The organism is Pantoea dispersa, from assembly GCF_014155765.1.
GTDB lineage: Bacteria > Pseudomonadota > Gammaproteobacteria > Enterobacterales > Enterobacteriaceae > Pantoea > Pantoea dispersa.
Window position 1 is genome coordinate 34,968 of the sequence record NZ_SCKT01000010.1, and the last position, 20,082, is coordinate 55,049.

Annotated in this window: 16 protein-coding genes; 11 read left to right on the top strand and 5 right to left on the bottom strand. The window is 60.2% G+C overall.

Annotation, left to right across the window (positions count from 1 at the left end):
* Positions 1–8: 8 nt before the first annotated feature.
* Both ulaA and alsE read left to right on the top strand, forming a co-directional pair.
* Complete coding sequence (gene ulaA, locus H7K56_RS20575) at positions 9–1,271, top strand: PTS ascorbate transporter subunit IIC (RefSeq protein WP_150361695.1); 1,263 nt, start codon at positions 9–11, stop codon at positions 1,269–1,271.
* Between the two features lie 49 nt (positions 1,272–1,320).
* Positions 1,321–2,001: a D-allulose 6-phosphate 3-epimerase gene (alsE, locus tag H7K56_RS20580; protein WP_021506849.1), complete on the top strand. Its 681-nt coding sequence runs from the start codon at positions 1,321–1,323 to the stop codon at positions 1,999–2,001.
* 92 nt (positions 2,002–2,093) lie between these two features.
* Here alsE and H7K56_RS20585 read toward each other — a convergent pair whose 3' ends face one another.
* The gene (locus tag H7K56_RS20585) at positions 2,094–3,434 is read right to left on the bottom strand and encodes an aspartate aminotransferase family protein (RefSeq protein WP_150361696.1); all 1,341 of its coding nucleotides are present in this window, start codon (positions 3,432–3,434) and stop codon (positions 2,094–2,096) included.
* Between the two features lie 173 nt (positions 3,435–3,607).
* Here H7K56_RS20585 and H7K56_RS20590 point away from each other — a divergent pair, with 173 nt between their 5' ends.
* On the top strand, positions 3,608–4,381 hold the full coding sequence (locus H7K56_RS20590; RefSeq protein ID WP_088516188.1) for a DeoR/GlpR family DNA-binding transcription regulator: 774 nt from the start codon (positions 3,608–3,610) through the stop codon (positions 4,379–4,381).
* Here the strand turns inward: H7K56_RS20590 and fdhD are convergent.
* Positions 4,378–5,202 (bottom strand): formate dehydrogenase accessory sulfurtransferase FdhD, encoded by an 825-nt coding sequence (gene fdhD / locus H7K56_RS20595; RefSeq protein ID WP_059010218.1) that lies wholly within the window; start codon positions 5,200–5,202, stop codon positions 4,378–4,380. The genes H7K56_RS20590 and fdhD overlap by 4 nt on opposite strands.
* A gap of 143 nt (positions 5,203–5,345) precedes the next feature.
* Between fdhD and fdnG the strand changes: the two genes are divergently transcribed.
* The 7 genes from fdnG (at position 5,346) to selB (ending at position 14,853) form a co-directional block, all read left to right on the top strand.
* Complete coding sequence (gene fdnG / locus H7K56_RS20600) at positions 5,346–8,393, top strand: formate dehydrogenase-N subunit alpha (RefSeq protein ID WP_150361697.1); 3,048 nt, start codon at positions 5,346–5,348, stop codon at positions 8,391–8,393.
* Positions 8,394–8,405: 12 nt separating this feature from the next.
* A complete protein-coding gene (gene fdxH / locus H7K56_RS20605; RefSeq protein WP_021506856.1) occupies positions 8,406–9,305 on the top strand; it encodes a formate dehydrogenase subunit beta in 900 nt (299 codons plus the stop codon).
* Positions 9,305–9,946: a formate dehydrogenase cytochrome b556 subunit gene (gene fdoI / locus H7K56_RS20610; RefSeq protein ID WP_031279592.1), complete on the top strand. Its 642-nt coding sequence runs from the start codon at positions 9,305–9,307 to the stop codon at positions 9,944–9,946. Before fdxH ends, fdoI begins: the two co-directional genes overlap by 1 nt.
* Positions 9,946–10,872 (top strand): formate dehydrogenase accessory protein FdhE, encoded by a 927-nt coding sequence (gene fdhE, locus H7K56_RS20615; protein WP_150361698.1) that lies wholly within the window; start codon positions 9,946–9,948, stop codon positions 10,870–10,872. Before fdoI ends, fdhE begins: the two co-directional genes overlap by 1 nt.
* A gap of 131 nt (positions 10,873–11,003) precedes the next feature.
* Positions 11,004–11,615, top strand: a complete 612-nt coding sequence (locus tag H7K56_RS20620) for a glutathione S-transferase (RefSeq protein WP_021506859.1) — start codon at positions 11,004–11,006, stop codon at positions 11,613–11,615.
* Between the two features lie 8 nt (positions 11,616–11,623).
* Positions 11,624–13,003 (top strand): L-seryl-tRNA(Sec) selenium transferase, encoded by a 1,380-nt coding sequence (selA, locus tag H7K56_RS20625; protein ID WP_104189538.1) that lies wholly within the window; start codon positions 11,624–11,626, stop codon positions 13,001–13,003.
* Positions 13,000–14,853 carry a selenocysteine-specific translation elongation factor gene (gene selB / locus H7K56_RS20630; RefSeq protein WP_150361699.1) on the top strand — a complete coding sequence of 618 codons (1,854 nt, stop codon included), beginning with the start codon at positions 13,000–13,002 and terminating at the stop codon, positions 14,851–14,853. The genes selA and selB overlap by 4 nt, the downstream gene beginning before the upstream one ends.
* 51 nt (positions 14,854–14,904) lie before the next feature.
* On the opposite strand, the gene glyS is transcribed toward selB, so the two are convergent.
* Positions 14,905–16,974: a glycine--tRNA ligase subunit beta gene (glyS, locus tag H7K56_RS20635; protein WP_058781907.1), complete on the bottom strand. Its 2,070-nt coding sequence runs from the start codon at positions 16,972–16,974 to the stop codon at positions 14,905–14,907.
* Positions 16,975–16,983: 9 nt separating this feature from the next.
* Entirely contained in the window at positions 16,984–17,895 is a 912-nt protein-coding gene (glyQ, locus tag H7K56_RS20640; RefSeq protein WP_021506863.1) for a glycine--tRNA ligase subunit alpha, read from the bottom strand.
* A gap of 204 nt (positions 17,896–18,099) precedes the next feature.
* Between glyQ and H7K56_RS20645 the strand changes: the two genes are divergently transcribed.
* On the top strand, positions 18,100–19,095 hold the full coding sequence (locus H7K56_RS20645; RefSeq protein WP_058758160.1) for an acyltransferase: 996 nt from the start codon (positions 18,100–18,102) through the stop codon (positions 19,093–19,095).
* On the opposite strand, the gene H7K56_RS20650 is transcribed toward H7K56_RS20645, so the two are convergent.
* Complete coding sequence (locus H7K56_RS20650) at positions 19,080–20,012, bottom strand: GlxA family transcriptional regulator (RefSeq protein WP_058770764.1); 933 nt, start codon at positions 20,010–20,012, stop codon at positions 19,080–19,082. The genes H7K56_RS20645 and H7K56_RS20650 overlap by 16 nt on opposite strands.
* Positions 20,013–20,082 lie beyond the last annotated feature (70 nt).

The following is a 20,082-nucleotide window of genomic DNA, read 5'->3' on the forward strand; positions in this document are numbered from 1 at the left end:
AGTAATTTATGCTGCAGTTTATAATTAAGGATGTTCTTGGAACACCCGCTATACTTGTCGGCCTTTTTTCCCTGATTGGTTTATTACTGCAAAAGAAACCGGTATCCGATGTGATTTCCGGTACGCTAAAAACCATCATGGGTTTTGTTATTCTTATCGCCGGGGCCAACTTAATTGCGGCCACCCTGACCATCTTCAGCCAGCTATTCGAGCACTCGTTCAATATTCAGGGCGTAGTGCCGAATACTGATGCAATGGCCGCGCTGGCACAGAAAAACTACGGTACCGAAACCGCGATGATCATGGTGTTCGGTATGCTGGTGAATATTGTGCTGGCGCGCATCACGCCGCTGAAATACATCTTCCTGACCGGGCACCATACGCTGTATATGTCGGCCATGCTGGCGGTGATCCTGTCGGTGGGCGGCGTGCACGGCTTCTGGCTGGTGCTGATCGGCTCGCTGATTCTCGGCACCATGATGGTGGTATGTCCGGCGATTCTGCAGCCGTTCACCCGCAAAATCACCAACTCGGACGACCTGGCGCTGGGCCACTTTGGCTCCACCGGCTACCTGTTGTCAGCGCTGGTTGGCAAAGCGGTGGGCAAAGGCAGCCCGTCAATTGAAGAGCTGAAAGTACCCAAAACCCTCAACTTCCTGCGCGACTCGTCCGTGGCAATTTCGCTGACCATGATGATTCTGTTTATCGCGCTGGTACTGGTCGCCGGTAAAGAGTTTACCGAAAGCCAGGTGAGCGGCGGCCAGAACTTCATCGTCTTTGCCATTATCCAGTCAATCACCTTTGCTGCGGGTGTTTACATCATTCTTGCCGGTGTACGCATGGTGATTGCCGAGATCGTCCCGGCGTTCAAAGGCATCGCCGATAAACTGGTGCCGAACGCAAAACCAGCGCTGGATTGCCCGACGGTCTTCCCGTTCGCGCCGAACGCCGTGATCATCGGCTTCCTGTGCAGCTTCGCCGCCGGTCTGATCAGCATGTTCCTGTGCCCGCTGTTCGGTCTGAGCGTGATTGTGCCGGGCCTGGTGCCGCACTTCTTCTGCGGCGCGACCGCTGGCGTCTACGGCAACATCACCGGCGGACGGCGCGGTGCCATCATCGGTTCCTTTGTCCAGGGGCTGCTGATCTCCTTCCTGCCCGCCATTCTGCTGCCGCTGATGGGTGACCTTGGCTTCGCGTCCACCACCTTTGGTGATGCGGACTTCGGTATCGTCGGCATTGTGCTCGGCCACATTATTTCGTTCTTCCATTGATGTCACAGACAGCGCCTGCGGGCGCTGTTTGCGTAATGAGGAAATCAGCATGAACGCCCGCTTTTCACCGTCCCTGATGTGCATGGATTTGACCCGCTTCCGCGAGCAGATCGAAGCAATGAACGCCAGCGCCTCGTTCTATCATGTCGATATTATGGATGGCAGCTATGTTAAGAATATTACGCTGTCGCCGTTCTTTATTGAGAACCTGCGTAAAATTACCGATGTGCCGATTGATGTGCATTTAATGGTGAACCACCCGGAAGATATTATTCCGATGTGCATTGATGCCGGCGCGGATATTATCAGTTTCCATCCGGAGACGGCGAATAACAAAATTTTTCGCCTGCTGACACAAATTAAAGAGGCTGGCCGTCGCTGCGGCGTGGTGCTGAATCCGGCTACGCCAGCCGACAGCATTCGTGAATATGCGCATCTGCTGGATAAAGTGACGGTGATGTCAGTCGATCCCGGTTTCGCCGGGCAGAAATTTATTCCGGAAACGCTGAACAAAATTCGCCAGCTGATCGCCATGCGGGAAACGCACGGGTATCACTATCTGACCGAAATCGATGGGTCTTGCAATGCGCGCACCTTTAAGCAGATTGCCGCCTCGGGCGTCGACGTGTTTATTGTCGGCACCTCCGGCCTGTTCAATCTCGACGATGATGTGGCGCAGGCGTGGCAGAAGATGGAGCAGATTTTTGCGCAGGAAACTGCCGCGGCGTGATGTCTTTTCACGCCCTGCCAGATGCGCATCAACGCGCATCTGGCACATTGTGCTGATGGATTGCCAATCATGGCGACCTGATATCTGAGTAATTAACGCCCCAGCTCGGTCAGCGACTTATCCAGTGCTCCCACCAGCCAGTCGATATCACCGCTCTGGAACGCCAGCGGCGGACGCAGTTTCAGCACGTTGCCGTACGGCCCGGCCACCGACGTCAGCACATGGTGATCGCGCAGCTTCTCGATCAAATCCAGCGCCAGCGCTTTGTCCGGCGTCTTACTGCTGCGATCCTGCACCAGCTCAAACCCAATAAACAGCCCGGCACCGCGCACATCACCAATGCAGTCATGGCGATCCATCAGCTTCTGCAGCTCCGCCAGCAGCTGTGCGCCGACCACGCAGCTATGCTCCTGCAGCCCCTCTTCCTGAATCACCGTCAGTACCGCCTGCGCAGCGGCCATCGCCACCGGGTTACCGCCGAAAGTATTGAAATAAGGGATCTCGTCGCTGAACGCGGCCAGCACGTCGCTTTTCGCCAGCAGGCCGGAAACCGGAATACCGTTGCCCATCGGCTTACCGGTGGTGACCACATCCGGCACCACGCCGTGACGGGCAAAGCCCCAGAAGGCATCACCGGTGCGGGCAAAGCCGGGCTGCACTTCATCAGCGATAAAAATGCCGCCGTTAGCATGCACCACATCCACCGCTTGCTGCAGGAATCCGCGCGGATTAGGCAGCACGCCGTCGGAGGAGAAGATCGAGTCGGCGAGGAAACCGGCGAATTTAATGCCGTGCGCTTTCATGTCATCAATCTGCTGCTGAATCTGATCGGCGAACCATGCCCCAAGGTCGGGCGCATCGACACGATAAGCATCTGGCGGTGGCACCAGGCGAGTGGTCGGTGCCAGCGGCTGACCGCTACCCAGCGCCGGTGACGCGCCAGAGGTCAAATCACTGGTACCGTGGTACGCCTCCTGCGAGACAATAATGCCGGTGCCACCGCTCCAGGCACGCGCCACGCGAATCGCCAAATCGTTGGCTTCTGAGCCGGTACACATATACATGGCGCGATCGATGGCTTCCGGCGTGGTCGCCAGCAACGCTTCGCTGTAATCAAGAATGCGCTCGTGCAGATAACGCGTGTGCGTGTTCAGCATCTTCATCTGCTGATTCACCGCCTCAATGACCGCCGGATGGCAGTGGCCGATACTCGCCACATTGTTATACACATCCAGATATTTGTTACCCGCCGCATCCCATAAATACTGCCCTTCGCCGCGCACCAGATGCACCGGCTTGCGATAAAACAGACGATACGATTCGCCCAGCACTTTGCTGCGCTTGTCCGTCAGAGTGCGGGTGGCCGGATCCAGCGCGTCGGCGTGTTCGGCGCGAAAACTGTTGGTATCCATGATGGTGGAACGTGTAACCATGGTAACTCCCGTTGCGAAGGTGAAAGGGGTGTTTGCAGCCTGATCTCTGCGAACATCATGCCTGCTTTAGTGAAAAATGCAACTAAATACACAAATACAACCAAATACACATGACGCCACGATGACACTCAGGTAAGCTTAGGCCCAGCTTCGCTCTGCCACAGGGAAACGTCATGCTGCAGGAAACCCGTTTACATCGCATCCGCGCGCTGCTGAGCACGCAACATCAGCTCAGCACTGAACGCATCATCAAAGAGCTGGGCATTTCGCGGGAAACGGCACGGCGCGATATCATTTCGCTTGAGGCGCAGGGGCTGGCGCGCCGCGTACATGGCGGTCTGGTGGCGCTGGAGAGCCCGCCGGAGCCACCGCTGCAGGTGCGCCGTAACGCACAGGCGAGAGAGAAACGCGCGATTGCCGCCGCGGCGGTACAACATCTGCAGCCCGGCCAGACGCTGTTCCTCGATGCCGGCACCACCACCACGCTGCTGGCTGAAGAGCTGCGCACCATGTCCGGCCTGACCATCATCACCAACAGTCTGCAGGCGGCACTGGCGCTCAGCGCGGCCGAAGAGCATGAAACCCTGAATAACCAGGTGCTGCTGCTGGGCGGCATGATGATGGCCGGCGCGCAGCAGACGCGGGGAGAAATGACGGTGGGGGAAATTTATCGATATCGCGCCGACGTGGCGCTGCTGTCACCGGTCGGCATCGATGCCCGAAACGGCGCCAGCAGCTTCCATCCGCATGAAGCCGCCATCGCGCACGCCATGGTACAGCAGGCCAGCCGCACCCTGCTGCTGGCGGATCACAGCAAACTCGGCGTGATCAGCCGTACCCAGTACGCCCCTGTCGGCGATATCGATCTGTTGATTTGCGACGGCGGCGCGGCAAAGCCCGGTGCGCTCAGCGCTCTGCAGCAGGCGTTAGCGGTGCAGGTGGTTTAACGCAGACGCTGCGGATGGCTGTACACCGTGGCGCGTCCCGGTTTAGAAAAACCCACCAGCGTCAGGTTACAGCGCTCGGCCACTTCAACCGCCAGCTGGGTGGCGGCCGAGACGGCAAACAGGATCTCTACGCCGCACATGGCAGATTTTTGCACCATCTCATAGCTGGCGCGGCTGGAAACCAGCACCGCACCCTGCTGCCAGTGCTGCTGGCTGCGCTGACCCAGCAGCTTATCCAGCGCCACGTGGCGACCCACGTCTTCGCAGCCGCCCTGCAGTTCGCCCTGCGGCGACATCCACGCGGCGGCGTGCGTACAACCGGTCAGATTGCCGATGGGCTGGAAATCGCGCAGCTGTGCCAGGCCGTTATCAAGGCAGGCCAGATCGAAGGTCTGCGTAAACGGCAGCGGCTGCACCGGCTTGCCGATTTGATCCAGCTGCTCCACCCCGCATACGCCGCAACCGGTGCGGCCCGCCATGGCGCGACGCTGCGCCTTCAGCGCCATAAAACGCCGGCTGGAGAGTTCGATCTGCACTTCGAACCCATTGCAGCCCGGCACCACATCCATGCCATAGATCTCGCCGGGTTGCTCAATAATGCCTTCGGAGAGCGAAAAACCGAGCGCAAAAGCCTGCAGATTATCCGGCGTCGCCATCATCACCACGTGTGAAATGCCGTTGTAGACCAGCGCCACCGGCACTTCCTGCGCCAGCCAGTCGCTTTCCGCTTCGGTAATCGCGTGGCGCTGCCATACGGTGGTCTGGCTCAGTCCTGCGATCTCATTCACATTCTGGTTACTTTTTTGCTGTTTCGCTTTCACTTCTCTCGTCTCGCATAACAACCACATTAAAGTAGTGGTAATATCAGGTCGCTTTTGACGCAATCCTGCGTGGAGCCATTCTGAACCCCGGCTTCATCCAGCGCAAAAAAATTATTACAGCAATGTCGACTCAAGGATTATCCATGAACGTCAGCCGAAGAAAATTCTTCAAGATCTGCGCTGGCGGTATGGCAGGAACCACGGCAGCCCTGCTCGGCTTTACGCCCGAAGCCGCGCTGGCGGAAACACGGCAGTATAAGTTGCTGCGTGCCCGCGAAACCCGTAATACCTGCACTTACTGCTCAGTCGGCTGTGGCCTGTTAATGTACAGCCTCGGCGATGGCGCAAAGAACGCCAAAGAGACCATTTTCCACATCGAAGGGGATCCGGACCATCCGGTGAGCCGCGGCGCGCTCTGTCCGAAAGGCGCGGGCCTGCTTGATTTTGTCCACAGCGACAGCCGTCTGAAATATCCGGAATACCGTGCGCCAGGCTCCGACAAATGGCAGCGCATCAGCTGGGATGACGCCTTTACGCGCATCGCGCAGCTGATGAAAGCCGATCGCGACGCCAACTTTATCGCGCAGAACGCCGCCGGCGTGACGGTAAACCGCTGGCTCTCCACCGGCATGCTGTGCGCTTCGGCCTCCAGCAACGAAACCGGCTACTTAACGCAAAAATTTACCCGATCGCTCGGTATGCTGGCGGTCGACAACCAGGCACGCGTCTGACACGGACCAACGGTAGCAAGTCTTGCTCCAACATTTGGTCGCGGTGCGATGACCAACCACTGGGTCGACATCCGTAATGCCAATCTGGTTGTGGTGATGGGCGGAAACGCTGCTGAGGCGCATCCGGTCGGTTTCCGCTGGGCGATGGAAGCCAAAATTCACAACAAAGCCAAACTGATTGTTATCGATCCGCGCTTCACGCGCACGGCATCGGTGGCAGACTTTTACACGCCTATTCGCCCCGGCACCGACATTGCCTTCCTGTCGGGTGTGCTGCTGTGGCTGCTGCAGAATGACAAAATCCAGCATGAATATGTGCAGGCGTATACCAATGCCAGCCTGATCGTGCGGGAGGATTACCATTTCGACGATGGCCTGTTCAGCGGCTACGACGAAGCCAATCGCAAATATGACAAAACCAGCTGGAACTACGAGCTGGGCGACGACGGCTTTGCCAAACGCGATGACAGCCTGAGCCATCCGCGCTGCGTCTGGAATCTGCTGAAGCAGCACGTCAGCCGTTATACGCCGGAAATGGTCGAGCGCATCTGCGGCACGCCAAAAGCGGATTTCCTGCACGTCTGTGAGCTGATTGGCGAAACCAGCGCGCGCGACCGCACCACCTCGTTCCTGTATGCGCTGGGCTGGACACAGCACTCCGTCGGGGCGCAGAACATCCGCACCATGGCGATGATCCAGCTGCTGCTGGGCAATATGGGGATGGCCGGCGGCGGCGTCAATGCGCTGCGCGGACACTCCAATATTCAGGGTCTGACCGATCTCGGCCTGCTGTCGCAAAGCCTGCCGGGCTATATGACGCTGCCGTCGGAAAAACAGACCGATCTCACCAGCTATCTGGCGGCAAACACGCCGAAGCCGACGCTGCCGGGCCAGGTGAATTATTGGGGCAACTACCCGAAATTCTTCGTCAGCATGATGAAAGCCTTCTTTGGCGATAAAGCGCAGGCGGAGAACAGCTGGGGCTTTGACTGGCTGCCGAAGTGGGACAAAGGCTACGACGTGCTGCAGTACTTTGAGATGATGTCGCAGGGCAAGGTCAACGGCTATCTGTGCCAGGGCTTTAACCCGGTGGCGTCGTTCCCGAACAAGCGCAAAGTGATCGATTCGCTGTCGAAGCTGAAGTTCCTCGTCACCATCGACCCGCTCAACACCGAAACCTCGACCTTCTGGCAAAACCACGGCGAGTTTAACGATGTCGATCCGGCGCAGATTCAGACCGAAGTGTTCCGTCTGCCGTCGACCTGCTTTGCCGAGGAGAACGGCTCAATCGTCAACTCCGGCCGCTGGCTGCAGTGGCACTGGAAAGGTCAGGATGCGCCGGGCGAAGCGCTTAACGACGGTGAAATTCTCTCCGGTATCTATCTGCGTCTGCGTGAGATGTATGCGCGCGAAGGCGGTGCACAGCCAGAGCCGGTGCTGAACATGACCTGGAACTACCTGACGCCCGACAATCCGGCCTCGGAAGAGGTGGCGATGGAGAGCAACGGCAAGGCGCTGGCGGACATCTACGATGACAAAGGCACGCTGCTGGTGAAAAAAGGCCAGCAGCTCAGCACCTTTGCCCATCTGAAAGATGACGGCAGCACCAGCAGCGGCTGCTGGATTTTCGCCGGTAGCTGGACACCGGACGGTAACCAGATGGCGCGCCGCGATAACACCGATCCGAGCGGGCTGGGTAATACGCTGAACTGGAGCTGGGCGTGGCCGCTGAACCGCCGCATCCTGTATAACCGCGCCTCCGCCGACCCGCAGGGCAACCCGTGGGATCCGAAACGCCAGATCCTCAAATGGGATGGCAGCAAGTGGGGCGGTATGGATATTCCGGACTACAGCACGGCCGCGCCGGGCAGTAACGTCGGGCCGTTTATCATGCAGCCGGAAGGCATGGGCCGCCTGTTTGCCATCGACAAAATGGCAGAAGGACCGTTCCCGGAGCACTACGAGCCGTTTGAAACGCCGCTCGGTACCAACCCGCTGCATCCTGACGTGGTCTCCAACCCGGCCGCGCGCGTGTTCAAAGACGATCTGGCGGCGATGGGCAAAGTGGAGCAGTTCCCGTATGTCGGCACCACGTATCGTCTGACCGAGCATTTCCACTACTGGACCAAACACGCGTTGCTCAACGCCATCGCGCAGCCGGAACAGTTTGTGGAGATTGGCGAGAAGCTGGCAAACAAGCTCGGCATCGCTCAGGGCGATACGGTGAAGGTGAGTTCCAACCGCGGCTATATCAAAGCCAAAGCGGTGGTCACCAAGCGTCTGCGTCCGCTCAACGTCGATGGCAAAACTGTCGATACCATTGGCATCCCGATTCACTGGGGCTATCAGGGCGTGGCGAAAAAAGGCTTTATCGCCAACACCCTGACGCCATTTGTCGGTGACGCCAACACGCAAACGCCGGAGTTTAAGGCGTTCCTGGTTAACGTCGAGAAGGTGTAACGGAGAACGAATATGGCTTATCAATCGCAAGACATTATCCGCCGCTCCGCCACCAATGGTTTCACGCCTGCCCCGCAGGCGCGTGACCATCAGCAGGAAGTGGCGAAACTGATCGACGTCACCACCTGCATCGGCTGTAAGGCGTGTCAGGTCGCGTGTTCAGAGTGGAACGACATTCGCGACGAGGTCGGTCATAACGTCGGGGTGTATGACAACCCGGCGGATTTGACCGCCAAATCCTGGACGGTGATGCGTTTCTCGGAAGTCGAGGAGAACGGCAAGCTGGAGTGGCTGATCCGCAAGGATGGCTGTATGCACTGCGCCGACCCCGGCTGTCTGAAAGCCTGCCCGTCGGAAGGCGCGATTATTCAGTACGCGAACGGGATCGTCGATTTTCAGTCGGAACAGTGCATTGGCTGCGGCTACTGCATCGCCGGCTGTCCGTTTGACGTGCCGCGGCTGAATAAAGACGACAACCGCGTGTATAAATGCACGCTGTGCGTCGATCGCGTTAACGTCGGTCAGGAACCGGCGTGCGTGAAAACCTGTCCGACCGGGGCGATTCACTTCGGCAGCAAAAGCGATATGCAGCAGCTGGCTGCCGATCGCGTCGCTGAGCTGAACACGCGCGGCTATGCCAACGCCGGGCTGTACGATCCGGCTGGCGTCGGCGGCACCCACGTCATGTACGTGCTGCACCACGCCGACAAACCGCAGCTGTATCACGGCCTGCCAGCCAACCCGAGCATCAGCCCGGCGGTCACCTTCTGGAAAGGCGTCTGGAAACCGCTGGCTGCTATCGGCTTTGCCGCCACCTTCGCCGCCGCGGTGTTCCACTACGTTGGTGTCGGTCCGAACCGGGTGGAAGAGGACGACGACGAAAACCTGCATGAAAAAGAGGAGCGCGAATGATGAAAAAGCGCGATCGTCTGGTGCGCTACAGCGCGCCGGAACGCATCAATCACTGGATTGTCGCGTTCTGTTTTGTGTTTGCCGCGCTCAGCGGACTGGGTTTCTTTTTCCCGTCGTTTAACTGGCTGATGCACGTGCTCGGTACGCCACAGCTGGCGCGTATTCTGCACCCGTTCGTCGGCGTGGTGATGTTTGCAGCCTTTATTATCATGTTCTTACGCTACTGGAAGCACAATCTTATCCAGCGCGACGATCTGGTATGGGCGAAAAATATCCGCAAAATCGTGCGTAATGAAGAGGTGGGCGATACCGGGAAATACAACTTCGGGCAGAAGTGTGTGTTCTGGGCTGCTATCATCAGCTTAGTCTTGCTGCTGGCGAGCGGAATTGTCATCTGGCGCCCCTGGTTCGCCGGGTACTTCACCATTCCGCTGATTCGCGCCGCGCTGGTGGTGCATTCGGTCTCGGCTGTGGCACTGATCATGACGATTATGGTGCATATTTATGCCGCCCTGTGGGTGAAAGGCACCATTACCGCCATGGTTGAGGGCTGGGTACCGGCCGCGTGGGCGAAGAAACATCACCCACGCTGGTATCGCGAGCAGCGCCAACGCCAAACACAACAGGAAAAACGTCCCTGATGAGTATTCGCATCATCCCGCAGGAGCAGCTGGAGAAGAGCGAAAAGAATACGGCGGAGCAAGTTCCGCCGTTACTTTTCCCCCGGCTGAAAAATCTCTACAGCCGCCGTGCGGCGCGGTTGCGTGATCTGGCGGCGAAAAATCCGCTGGGCGACTACCTGCGTTTTGCCGCGGTGATCGCGCAGGCCCAGGAAATCGTGCTGTATGACCATCCGCTGCAGATCGATCTGCATCAGCGGCTGGCAGAGAGCGCGCAGCAGGGCAAACCGCCGCTGGATATCCACACTTACCCGCGCGATATGCACTGGCAGCGGCTGCTGCATTCGCTGATCGCCGAGCTGAAGCCAGAGATGAGCGGCCAGGCGCTGGCGGTGCTGGAGAATCTGGAGAAGGCCTCGTCAACCGAGCTGGAAACCCTTGCCAGCGCGCTGCTGGAAGGCGAATTCGCCCAGGTCAGCAGTGATAAAGCCCCGTTCATCTGGGCGGCGCTGTCAATTTACTGGGCGCAGATGGCGGCGATGATCCCCGGCAAAGCGCGGGCCGAATATGGCGAGCACCGTCAGTTCTGCCCGGTGTGTGCCAGTGTGCCGGTCGCCAGCGTAGTGCACATGGACGTTGGCCAGCAGGGTCTGCGCTATCTGCACTGTAACCTGTGCGAAAGCGAGTGGTACGTGGTGCGCAGCAAGTGCTCGAACTGCGAGCAAACGCGCGATCTGCATTACTGGTCGCTGGACAGCGAGCAGGCCGCCGTGAAAGCCGAAAGCTGCGGCGACTGCGGTACCTACCTGAAGATGCTATACCAGGAGAAAGATCCGGCGCTGGAACCGGTGGCCGACGATCTCGCCTCGCTGGTGCTGGATGCCCGCATGGAGCAGGAAGGATTCGCGCGCAGCAGCCTGAATCCGTTTATGTTTCCCGGGGATTGATGCAGTAAATTTACTCATTCTGCGATTTGTAGCGGCGCGATTTATCGCGCGGTTTTGCACCGTCAAACCCTGCGCGATAAATCGCGCCGCTACAATGTGGAGCCTGGCATTTATCGCAACGGAGACATCTGATGAAACTGATTGGCAGCTATACCAGCCCGTTTGTGCGCAAAATCTCAGTGATCCTGCTGGAAAAGGGCCTGGTGTTTGAATTCGTCAACCACTCTCCGTGGGAGCCTGACAGCCACGTCCCGCAGTACAATCCGCTGGGTAAAGTGCCAGCCTTCATTGATGACCAGCAGCTGACCTGGTTTGACTCCTCGATCATTGCTCAGGTGATTGAACTGCGTGGCGATGCGCCTGCCCTGCTGCCCGACGACGCACTGCGCGCCCTGCAGATCCGCCAGCTGGAGAAGCTGGCCGACGGCATCAATGATGCGGCGGTGATGATCGTGCGCGAACAGATGCGTCCCGGCGATCGGCAATCGGAAGAGGTGCTGCTGCGTAATCGCGAGAAAATCGCGCGCGGCCTCGACGCGCTGGAAACCGCCGCCGCGCAGGGCGAGTTGCTCAACAGCGGCACGCTCAACCTCGCCGATATCGCCACCGGCTGCACCCTGGGCTATCTCAATTTTCGCCGCGTGCTGCCCAACTGGTGCGTCAATCGCCCGGCGCTGGTTAAACTGGCAGAAACGCTGTTCGAGCGGGAAAGCTTTGCCCGTACGGTTCCGCCCACCCACTAAGTGATGTGATGAAAGCCCTCTACAGTCAGCTCCCTGCCATCGACAGCCTGCTGCGCGATCCGGCGCTGCAGCCGCTGCTGGCACAATCCGGTACCGCCTTTATCACGCGTCAGCTGCGCGGCATGCAGCAGGAGGCGCGCGACCACATTCAGCAACATCAATCGTTACCACACTGGCACGCCAGCTGGCCGGATGAAGCGCTGCGCCGCGCACAGCAGCAGCAGCAAAGCGCGTTGCGCCCGGTGTTTAACCTGACCGGCACCGTGCTGCACACCAATCTGGGGCGCGCGCAGCTCAGCGATCGCGCCATCGCGGCGGTCAGCGCCTGTCTGCGCCAGCCGGTAACGCTGGAGTATGCGCTGGACGACGCGGCGCGCGGTCATCGCGATCGCGCAGTCAGCGCACTGCTGTGCGAGCTAACCGGCGCCGAAGCTGCCTGTATCGTCAATAACAACGCCGCTGCGGTACTGCTGATGCTGGCCAGCCTGGCAGCGGGTCGCGACGTGATTATGTCGCGCGGCGAACTGGTGGAGATCGGCGGCGCATTCCGTATCCCTGACGTGATGCGCCAGGCGGGCTGCCGATTGGTGGAGGTTGGCACCACCAATCGCACCCATCTGAAGGATTATCGCGGCGCCATCGCCGGGGATAGCGGCCTGCTGATGAAGGTACACACCAGTAATTACCAGATTCAGGGCTTTACCCATGCCGTGTCTGAAGCCGAGCTGGTGCAGTTAGGCGACGCGCACGGCCTGCCGGTGATCAGCGATCTCGGCAGCGGTTCGCTGGTGGATATGACGGCGTACGGGTTGCCGCCTGAACCGATGCCGCAGCAGCTGATTGCGGCCGGCGTGAGCCTGGTGAGTTTCTCCGGTGACAAACTGCTGGGTGGCCCGCAGGCCGGGATTATCGTCGGCAAAAAAGCGCTGATTGACCAGCTGCAACAGCATCCGCTGAAGCGCGCACTGCGCGTCGATAAAATGACGCTGGCGGCGCTGGAAGCGACGCTGCAGCTCTACCGTCAGCCGGAAACCCTGCACGAGGCGCTGCCGACACTGCGCCTGCTGACGCGCAGCGCGCACGATATTCTGCAACAGGCTGAACGTCTGATGCCGGCGCTGGAGCACGCCTTCAGCGCCGATTTTTCGCTGGCGATCGCTGCCTGTTCCTCGCAAATTGGCAGCGGTTCGCTGCCGGTCGAACGTCTGCCCAGCTTTGCTATCACCTTCACGCCACGCGACGGTCACGGCAGCCAGCTCAACGCCCTGGCGCAACGCTGGCGCCAGCTGGCACGCCCGGTGATTGGCCGCCTGCAGGAGGGCAAACTGTGGCTGGATTTACGCTGCCTTGATGACGAAGCCGCCCTGATACGGACCTTAGTACCATGATTATTGCCACGGCCGGACATGTCGATCACGGTAAAACCGCACTGTTGCAGGCCCTGACCGGGATTGATGCCGATCGCCTGCCGGAAGAGAAACGGCGCGGCATGACCATCGATCTCGGTTATGCCTACTGGCCGCAGCCCGATGGCCGCACGCTGGGCTTCATTGATGTGCCTGGCCATGAAAAATTTCTCGCCAACATGCTGGCCGGCATCGGCGGCATCCATCATGCGCTGCTGGTGGTGGCCTGTGACGATGGCGTGATGCCGCAGACGCGTGAGCATTTACAGCTGCTGAGCCTCGCCGGACAGCCGCCGCTGAGCGTGGCGCTTACCAAAGCCGACCGCGTTGACGCCGCACGCATCGCAGAGGTGCAGCAGCAGGTCGCGCAGCTCACGCAGCAGCTCGGCTGGCCAGCGGCAGCGCAGTTTGTTACCAGCAGCCATACGCAGCAGGGCATTGAAACGCTGCGCCAGCACCTCAGCAGCCTGAACGCACCGGCGTTTGAGCCTGGCCGCCGTTTCCGGCTCGCCATCGACCGCGCTTTCACGCTGAAAGGCACCGGGCTGGTGGTCACCGGCACCGCGCTGAGCGGTGAAGTCAGGGTGGGCGACACGCTGTGGCTCAGCAGCCTGAACCTGCCGCTGCGCGTGCGGGCGCTGCATGCGCAGAACCAGCCGGTGACGCGCGCGCAGGCGGGCGAGCGCATCGCGCTGAATATCGTCGGTGACGTGGAGAAAGCACAGATTACGCGCGGCGACTGGCTGCTGGCGCAGCCGCGTCCCGCCGGCACGCAGCGGCTGATCGTCGCACTGCGCCTGCTGCAGCCGCTGAAAACGGCCTCGCAGCCGGTGCATCTGCATCACGCGGCCAGCCACGTCACCGGCCGCTTAACGCAGCTCACGGACGATGTGGCTGAACTGGTGCTCAGCCAGCCGCTGTGGCTGGCGGAAAACGATCGGATAATTATTCGCGACAGCAATGCGCAGCACACGCTGGGCGGCGGACGCGTACTGCTGTGCGACAGCAAAAAGCGCGGTAAACGCCAGCCGGACTACCTGCAGTGGCTACAGCAGCTGGCCGCGGCGCGCGATGACAGCGCCAGCCTGCAGGCGCATCTGGCGTATCAACCGGCCGCGTATGACGAGCTCGGCTGGGCGCGCCAGCTTACTGCGCCGGCGCTGGACGCGCTGCTGCTGCCGCTGAATCCGGTACGGCTGGGGACCAGCCTGATGAGCGACACCATGGCCAGCGCCTGGCAGCAGCGTTTACGGGAAGCGCTGAGCGCCTTTCACCAGCAGCATCCGGAGCTGCCGGGCATCGGCCACGATCGCCTGCGTCGTGTGGCGCTGCCGCATGCGCCGGCACCGCTGGTGCCGGGATTAATTGACCAAATGCTGGCACAAGGCGAGCTGCGGCAGAAACAGGGCTGGCTGCACCTGCCCGACTTCGCGCCGCGCTTTAATCCGCAGGAAGCCACGCTGTGGCAGCAGGTCGAGCCGCTGTTCAGCGACCAGCCGCTGTGGGTGCGCGATATTGCCGATGCGCTGCAGCAGGATGAAGAGCAGATTCGCGGTTTATTGCTCACCGCGGCGCGTCTCGGCCATATCACGGCGATCGTGCGCGATCGCTACTACCGCAGCGCGCAGATCCAGATCTTCGCCGATCTGATTCGTCAGCGCGCGGCCGCCGGAGGCAGCACCAGCGCCGCCGACTTCCGCAACCAGCTGGGTACCGGCCGCAAAGTCGCGGTGCAGATTCTGGAATTCTTTGACCGCAGCGGCTTTACCCGCCGTCGCGGTAACGATCACCTGCTGCGCGACGCGCGCCTGTTCACCCCTTCTGCCGCCTGAAACAAAAAAAGGGACGATTGCTCGTCCCTTCAGTTCACTTCTGCCCATCGCTTACTGCAGCAGCGAAATGTCCGCTACCTGCAGGAACAGCTCGCGCAGTTGCGCCAGCAGCGTCAGGCGATTGATACGCACCGCTTCGTCATCGGCATTCACCATGACGTTGTCGAAGAAGTTATCCACCGCTTCGCGCAGCTGTGCCAGCTCCACCAGGGCATCCTGATAGCGGCCTTCCGCAAAGTATGGCTGCAGCTTGTCGCCCAGCGCGGTGACAAAGGTCGCCAGCTGAATTTCAGCGTTCTCTTTCAGCAGGGACGCCTGCACGCTGTCGTTCAGGGTTTCGGTGGCTTTCGCCAGGATATTCGACACGCGCTTGTTAGCCGCCGCCAGCGCCGAAGCCGCTTCCAGCGTACGGAAGTGCGAAACCGCCTTCATACGTGCATCGAAATCGGCCGGACGGGTTGGACGACGCGCCAGCACCGCCTGAATGGTGTCAACGCTGTGGCCCTCTTCCTGATACCAGGCGCGGAAACGACCCAGCATGAAGTCGATGACATCATCAACCACGTTGGCGTTGCTCAGCTTGCTGCCGTACAGGCGCACCGCTTCTTCCGTCAGGGTTTGCAGATCGAGCGGCAGGTTCTTCTCCACGATGATACGCAGCACGCCCAGCGCGGCACGACGCAGCGCAAACGGATCTTTATCGCCTTTCGGATGCTGTCCGATGCCGAAGATACCGGCCAGGGTATCCATTTTATCGGCAATCGCCACGGCGCAGGCCACCGGGCTGGACGGCAGATCGTCACCGGCAAAACGCGGCTGGTACTGCTCGTTAAGTGCGACCGCCACATCTTCCGCTTCGCCATCGTGGCGCGCGTAGTGCATGCCCATCACACCCTGGGTGTCGGTGAACTCGAATACCATATTGGTCATCAGGTCGCACTTCGACAGCAGGCCAGCGCGCGTGGCGTGATTGACATCAGCGCCAATCTGCGCGGCAATCCAGCCGGCCAGCGCCTGAATACGGTCGGTTTTGTCACGCAGCGTACCCAGCTCTTTCTGGAACAGCACGGTTTCCAGACGCGGCAGGTTATCTTCCAGACGCTTTTTGCGGTCGGTGTTGAAGAAGAACTCGGCATCGGCCAGACGCGGACGCACCACTTTTTCATTACCGGCAATGATCTGCTGCGGATCGCGCGATTCAATGTTGGTGACGAAGATGAAGTTGGGCAGCAGCTGGCCGTCTTCGGCGTACACCGGGAAGTATTTCTGATCCCCTTTCATGGTGTACACCAGCGCTTCAGCCGGTACCGCGAGGAACTTCTCTTCAAACTTCGCCGTCAGCACCACCGGCCACTCCACCAGCGAAGCCACCTCTTCCAGCAGGCTGTCGCTCAGGTCGGCTTTACCGCCCAGCTGCTGCGCGGCGGCTTCGGCATCGGCTTTGATTTTGGCTTTACGCGTGGCGTAATCGGCGATCACTTTACCGCGTTCCTGCAGCAGCTGCGGATATTGATCGGCGTTGTCCAGCGTCAATTCCGGCTCGCCCATGAAACGGTGGCCGCGAATAACGCGATCGGACTGAATACCGAGGATGGTGGCCGGAATCAGCTCATCACCCAGCAGCAGCGTCACGGTGTGCACCGGACGCACGAACTGCACGTCGCTGGCACCCCAGCGCATCAGTTTTGGAATCGGCAGCTTGCTCAGTGCGGTCGCGACCATCGCCGGCAGCAGCGCCTGCGCGCTTTCGCCTTTTACCGCAGCACGATGCACCAGCCACTCGCCTTTGTCAGTGCTGAGACGCTCAGCCTGCTCTACGGTGATGCCGTTGCCACGTGCCCAGCCTTCTGCCGCTTTAGTCGGCTTGCCTTCGGCATCAAACGCCGCAGCGACGGCCGGGCCGCGCTTTTCTACTTCGCGATCGGGCTGCGCGGCCGCCAGCTGTGCCACTTTCAGCGCCAGACGGCGCGGTGCCGCAAACCAGCTGACGTCGCCATGCGCCAGACCGGCACTGTCGAGCTCAGCGGTAAAGTGCGCAGCAAAGGCTTCTGCCAGGCTGCGCAGGGCTTTCGGAGGCAACTCTTCGGTGCCAATTTCCACCAGGAAAGTTTTATCGGTCATGGCTGCCTCTTACTTATTACGGTTGCACATAGGGAAGCCGAGCGCCTCACGGGAGGCATAATAGGCTTCCGCCACGGCTTTCGTCAGGGTGCGGATACGCAGGATATAGCGCTGGCGCTCGGTGACCGAGATCGCCTTGCGCGCATCAAGCAGGTTAAAGCTGTGCGCGGCTTTGAGAATGCGCTCATAAGCCGGCAGCGGCAGCGGTTTTTCCAGCGCCAGCAGCTGCTGTGCCTCTTTTTCATACTGCTCGAAGCAGCTGAACAGGAAATCGACGTCGGCGTACTCAAAGTTATAGGTCGACTGCTCCACCTCGTTCTGGTGGAACACGTCACCGTAGGTGGTTTTGCCGAACGCGCCGTCACTCCAGGTGAGATCGTACACGCTGTCCACGCCCTGGATGTACATCGCCAGGCGCTCCAGACCGTAGGTGATCTCGCCGGTCACCGGCTTACACTCCAGGCCGCCGACCTGCTGGAAGTAGGTGAACTGCGTGACTTCCATGCCGTTCAGCCACACTTCCCAGCCGAGCCCCCAGGCGCCCAGCGTTGGGTTTTCCCAGTTATCTTCGACGAAGCGAATGTCATGCACGCCAGGGTCGATACCGAGCTCTTTCAGCGATCCGAGGTACAGCTCCTGAAGGTTGTCCGGGTTCGGCTTAATCACCACCTGGAACTGGTAGTAGTGCTGTAAACGGTTCGGGTTTTCACCGTAGCGGCCATCGGTGGGACGGCGCGATGGCTGCACGTAGGCGCTCGCCATTGGCTCTGGCCCGAGAGCACGCAGGCAAGTCATAGGGTGAGAAGTGCCAGCGCCCACTTCCATGTCCAGCGGCTGGACGATGGTGCAGCCCTGACGCGCCCAGTAATCCTGCAAGGTCAGGATCAGGCCCTGAAAGGTCTTGGTATCAAACTTTTGCATGTTGAATTCGCACGCGATACGGGTGGATTTAAAAAGAGTGCGACAGTATACCCTTTGACCGCGCATTGTGCAGCCGGAAATCCTGGCGCAGGCGGCCACGGTTGTGCGGCGGTTAACAGAGAGCTCCGAAATCCAGGCTGCGGGGGTTGTTGGCCCGCTGTGCACTGGCTACCCTTCTTCGCACGGAGTACGCACGAGGAAGCCATGTCGCAAAAAATCTGCTGGATTGATAACTTACGCGCGGTCGCCTGTCTGATGGTGATCGTCATTCACACCACCACCTGGTACATCACCGGACCGATGGCAGTCACCGGACCCAGCTGGGACGTCGCCAATCTGCTTAACTCGGCTTCGCGCGTCTGCGTGCCGCTGTTCTTCATGATTTCCGGTTATCTGTTCTTTGGCGAACGCAGCGCGCAGGGCCGCCATCTATTGCGCATTGTGCTGTGCCTGCTGTTCTACAGCGCCGTCGCGCTGGCCTACATCACCTGGCTGACGCCGATCAGCGAAGGCCGATCGCTGCTGAAGCTGCTGCAGAAGCCGGTGTTCTACCATCTGTGGTTCTTCTTCGCCATTATCGGCATCTACCTGCTGTCTCCGCTGATTCAGGTGAAAAACGTGCCGCCGCGCTATGTGGCGCTGCTGGTGCTGGTCCTCGCGGTGATCGCCAATCCGAACACCGTCAGCCAGTCGCTGGGGCCGTTCCACTGGCTGCCGGTCAATCTGTATGTCAGCGGCGACTCGATTTACTACCTGCTGTATGCGCTGCTTGGGCGGGCGATTGGCGTGATGGATACCGACAGGCGCGGCATCAGCTGGCTGGCCGGGCTGAGTTTTATCGCCTGCGTCATCGGTATCGCACTTGGCACCAGACAGATGCTGAAGATTAACGGCGCGTTTAATGACACCTGGTATCTTTACTGTGGCCCACTGGTGTTTATCGCGGCGATAAGCCTGCTGGTGCTGTTTAAAAATGTGCTGAACCACCGGCCGCTGCCGCTGCTGGCGACCATTTCACGCTATTCGCTGCCGATTTATGGTTTCCATGCGCTGTTCATTCACTATCTGCGTACCCATCATTACGACGATATGTCGCGGCCGTGGCTCGATCTGCCGTGGGTCTTTGGCGTAACCCTGCTGGGCAGCCTGCTGCTGGCGATGTTGCTGAAACGCGTGGACAAGCATCATCTGGTGAGCTGATCGTCCCAGCGCTGCCGGGCGCGACGCAGCTGGCGTGCCGAGGAGAAGCCGGCGGCCAGCGCCGCTTTCTCCGCCGCCTCCCCCTGCTGCTGGCGCTGGCGCGCAATCACCAGCCGCAGCTGCTCGTGGTATTCCCGCACGCTGATACCCAGATGCTGGCGAAACAGGCGCGTCAGATGGCGCTCGCTGACGTGGGCACGTTCGGCCAGCGCGCCCAGCGACCAGTCATGTTCCGGATGCGCAATCATCGCGTCCTGCGCGCGATGAATCGCCGGATGCAGATGATTACGATAACGCAGCCACGGCGACAGTTGCGGATCGTCACCCGAGCGGCGGAACCACACCACCATCTCCCGCGCCACCGTTAGCGCCTGCCGCGCGCCGCACAGACGGTTGATCAGGTGCAGCGCCAGATCGATACCCGCAGTAATCCCCGCACTGGTCCAGATGCCGGCATCTTCCACAAACACGCGGTTGTCTTTCACCAGCGCAGCCGGCGCGGCAGCTTTCAGGCGCGGCAACACATCATGGTGCGTGGTGCACTGTACGCCATCCAGCAGGCCAGCCTGCGCGGAGAGCAGCGCGCCGGAGCAAATACACACGAGGGTAATGCGCCGCGTATGAATCGCGCCGTGTTGCTGGCGCAGCCAGTCGCGCGCCTGCCCGGCTGCCCCGGTATCGAACCAGATGCGGGAATCGAACACGCCGGGCACAATCAGCAGACTGTTATCAGGTAGCGTGGCGGGCAGCGGTGCAATATCAGCAATGGTCATGCCGGTCGAGCAGGTGACGCTCGCCTGCGGGCCGATGTAGTGCAGCGCAAAATGTCCGCCCGCCAGCTGCAGCGTCTCTGCCGGCCCGGTGAGGTCGAGCGCCATAACGCCCGGCAGGACAAGAAAATAGACGGGCTGCGGCATGGTGGGTTCCTCAGGCGATGAAGGGGTAACGATGGGTGAAGATGCGCAGCCAAATCCGGCCACGTATCTT

What these genes read in the sequence shown, in the direction of transcription:
- glyS (WP_058781907.1), bottom strand. Translation starts at nt 16,974, where the DNA reads ATGACCGATAAAACTTTCCTGGTGGAAATTGGCACCGAAGAGTTGCCT.
- alsE (WP_021506849.1), top strand. Translation starts at nt 1,321, where the DNA reads ATGAACGCCCGCTTTTCACCGTCCCTGATGTGCATGGATTTGACCCGC.
- H7K56_RS20645 (WP_058758160.1), top strand. Translation starts at nt 18,100, where the DNA reads ATGTCGCAAAAAATCTGCTGGATTGATAACTTACGCGCGGTCGCCTGT.
- fdhE (WP_150361698.1), top strand. Translation starts at nt 9,946, where the DNA reads ATGAGTATTCGCATCATCCCGCAGGAGCAGCTGGAGAAGAGCGAAAAG.
- H7K56_RS20650 (WP_058770764.1), bottom strand. Translation starts at nt 20,012, where the DNA reads ATGCCGCAGCCCGTCTATTTTCTTGTCCTGCCGGGCGTTATGGCGCTC.
- H7K56_RS20590 (WP_088516188.1), top strand. Translation starts at nt 3,608, where the DNA reads ATGCTGCAGGAAACCCGTTTACATCGCATCCGCGCGCTGCTGAGCACG.
- fdxH (WP_021506856.1), top strand. Translation starts at nt 8,406, where the DNA reads ATGGCTTATCAATCGCAAGACATTATCCGCCGCTCCGCCACCAATGGT.
- H7K56_RS20620 (WP_021506859.1), top strand. Translation starts at nt 11,004, where the DNA reads ATGAAACTGATTGGCAGCTATACCAGCCCGTTTGTGCGCAAAATCTCA.
- H7K56_RS20585 (WP_150361696.1), bottom strand. Translation starts at nt 3,434, where the DNA reads ATGGTTACACGTTCCACCATCATGGATACCAACAGTTTTCGCGCCGAA.
- glyQ (WP_021506863.1), bottom strand. Translation starts at nt 17,895, where the DNA reads ATGCAAAAGTTTGATACCAAGACCTTTCAGGGCCTGATCCTGACCTTG.
- selB (WP_150361699.1), top strand. Translation starts at nt 13,000, where the DNA reads ATGATTATTGCCACGGCCGGACATGTCGATCACGGTAAAACCGCACTG.
- ulaA (WP_150361695.1), top strand. Translation starts at nt 9, where the DNA reads ATGCTGCAGTTTATAATTAAGGATGTTCTTGGAACACCCGCTATACTT.
- fdoI (WP_031279592.1), top strand. Translation starts at nt 9,305, where the DNA reads ATGAAAAAGCGCGATCGTCTGGTGCGCTACAGCGCGCCGGAACGCATC.
- selA (WP_104189538.1), top strand. Translation starts at nt 11,624, where the DNA reads ATGAAAGCCCTCTACAGTCAGCTCCCTGCCATCGACAGCCTGCTGCGC.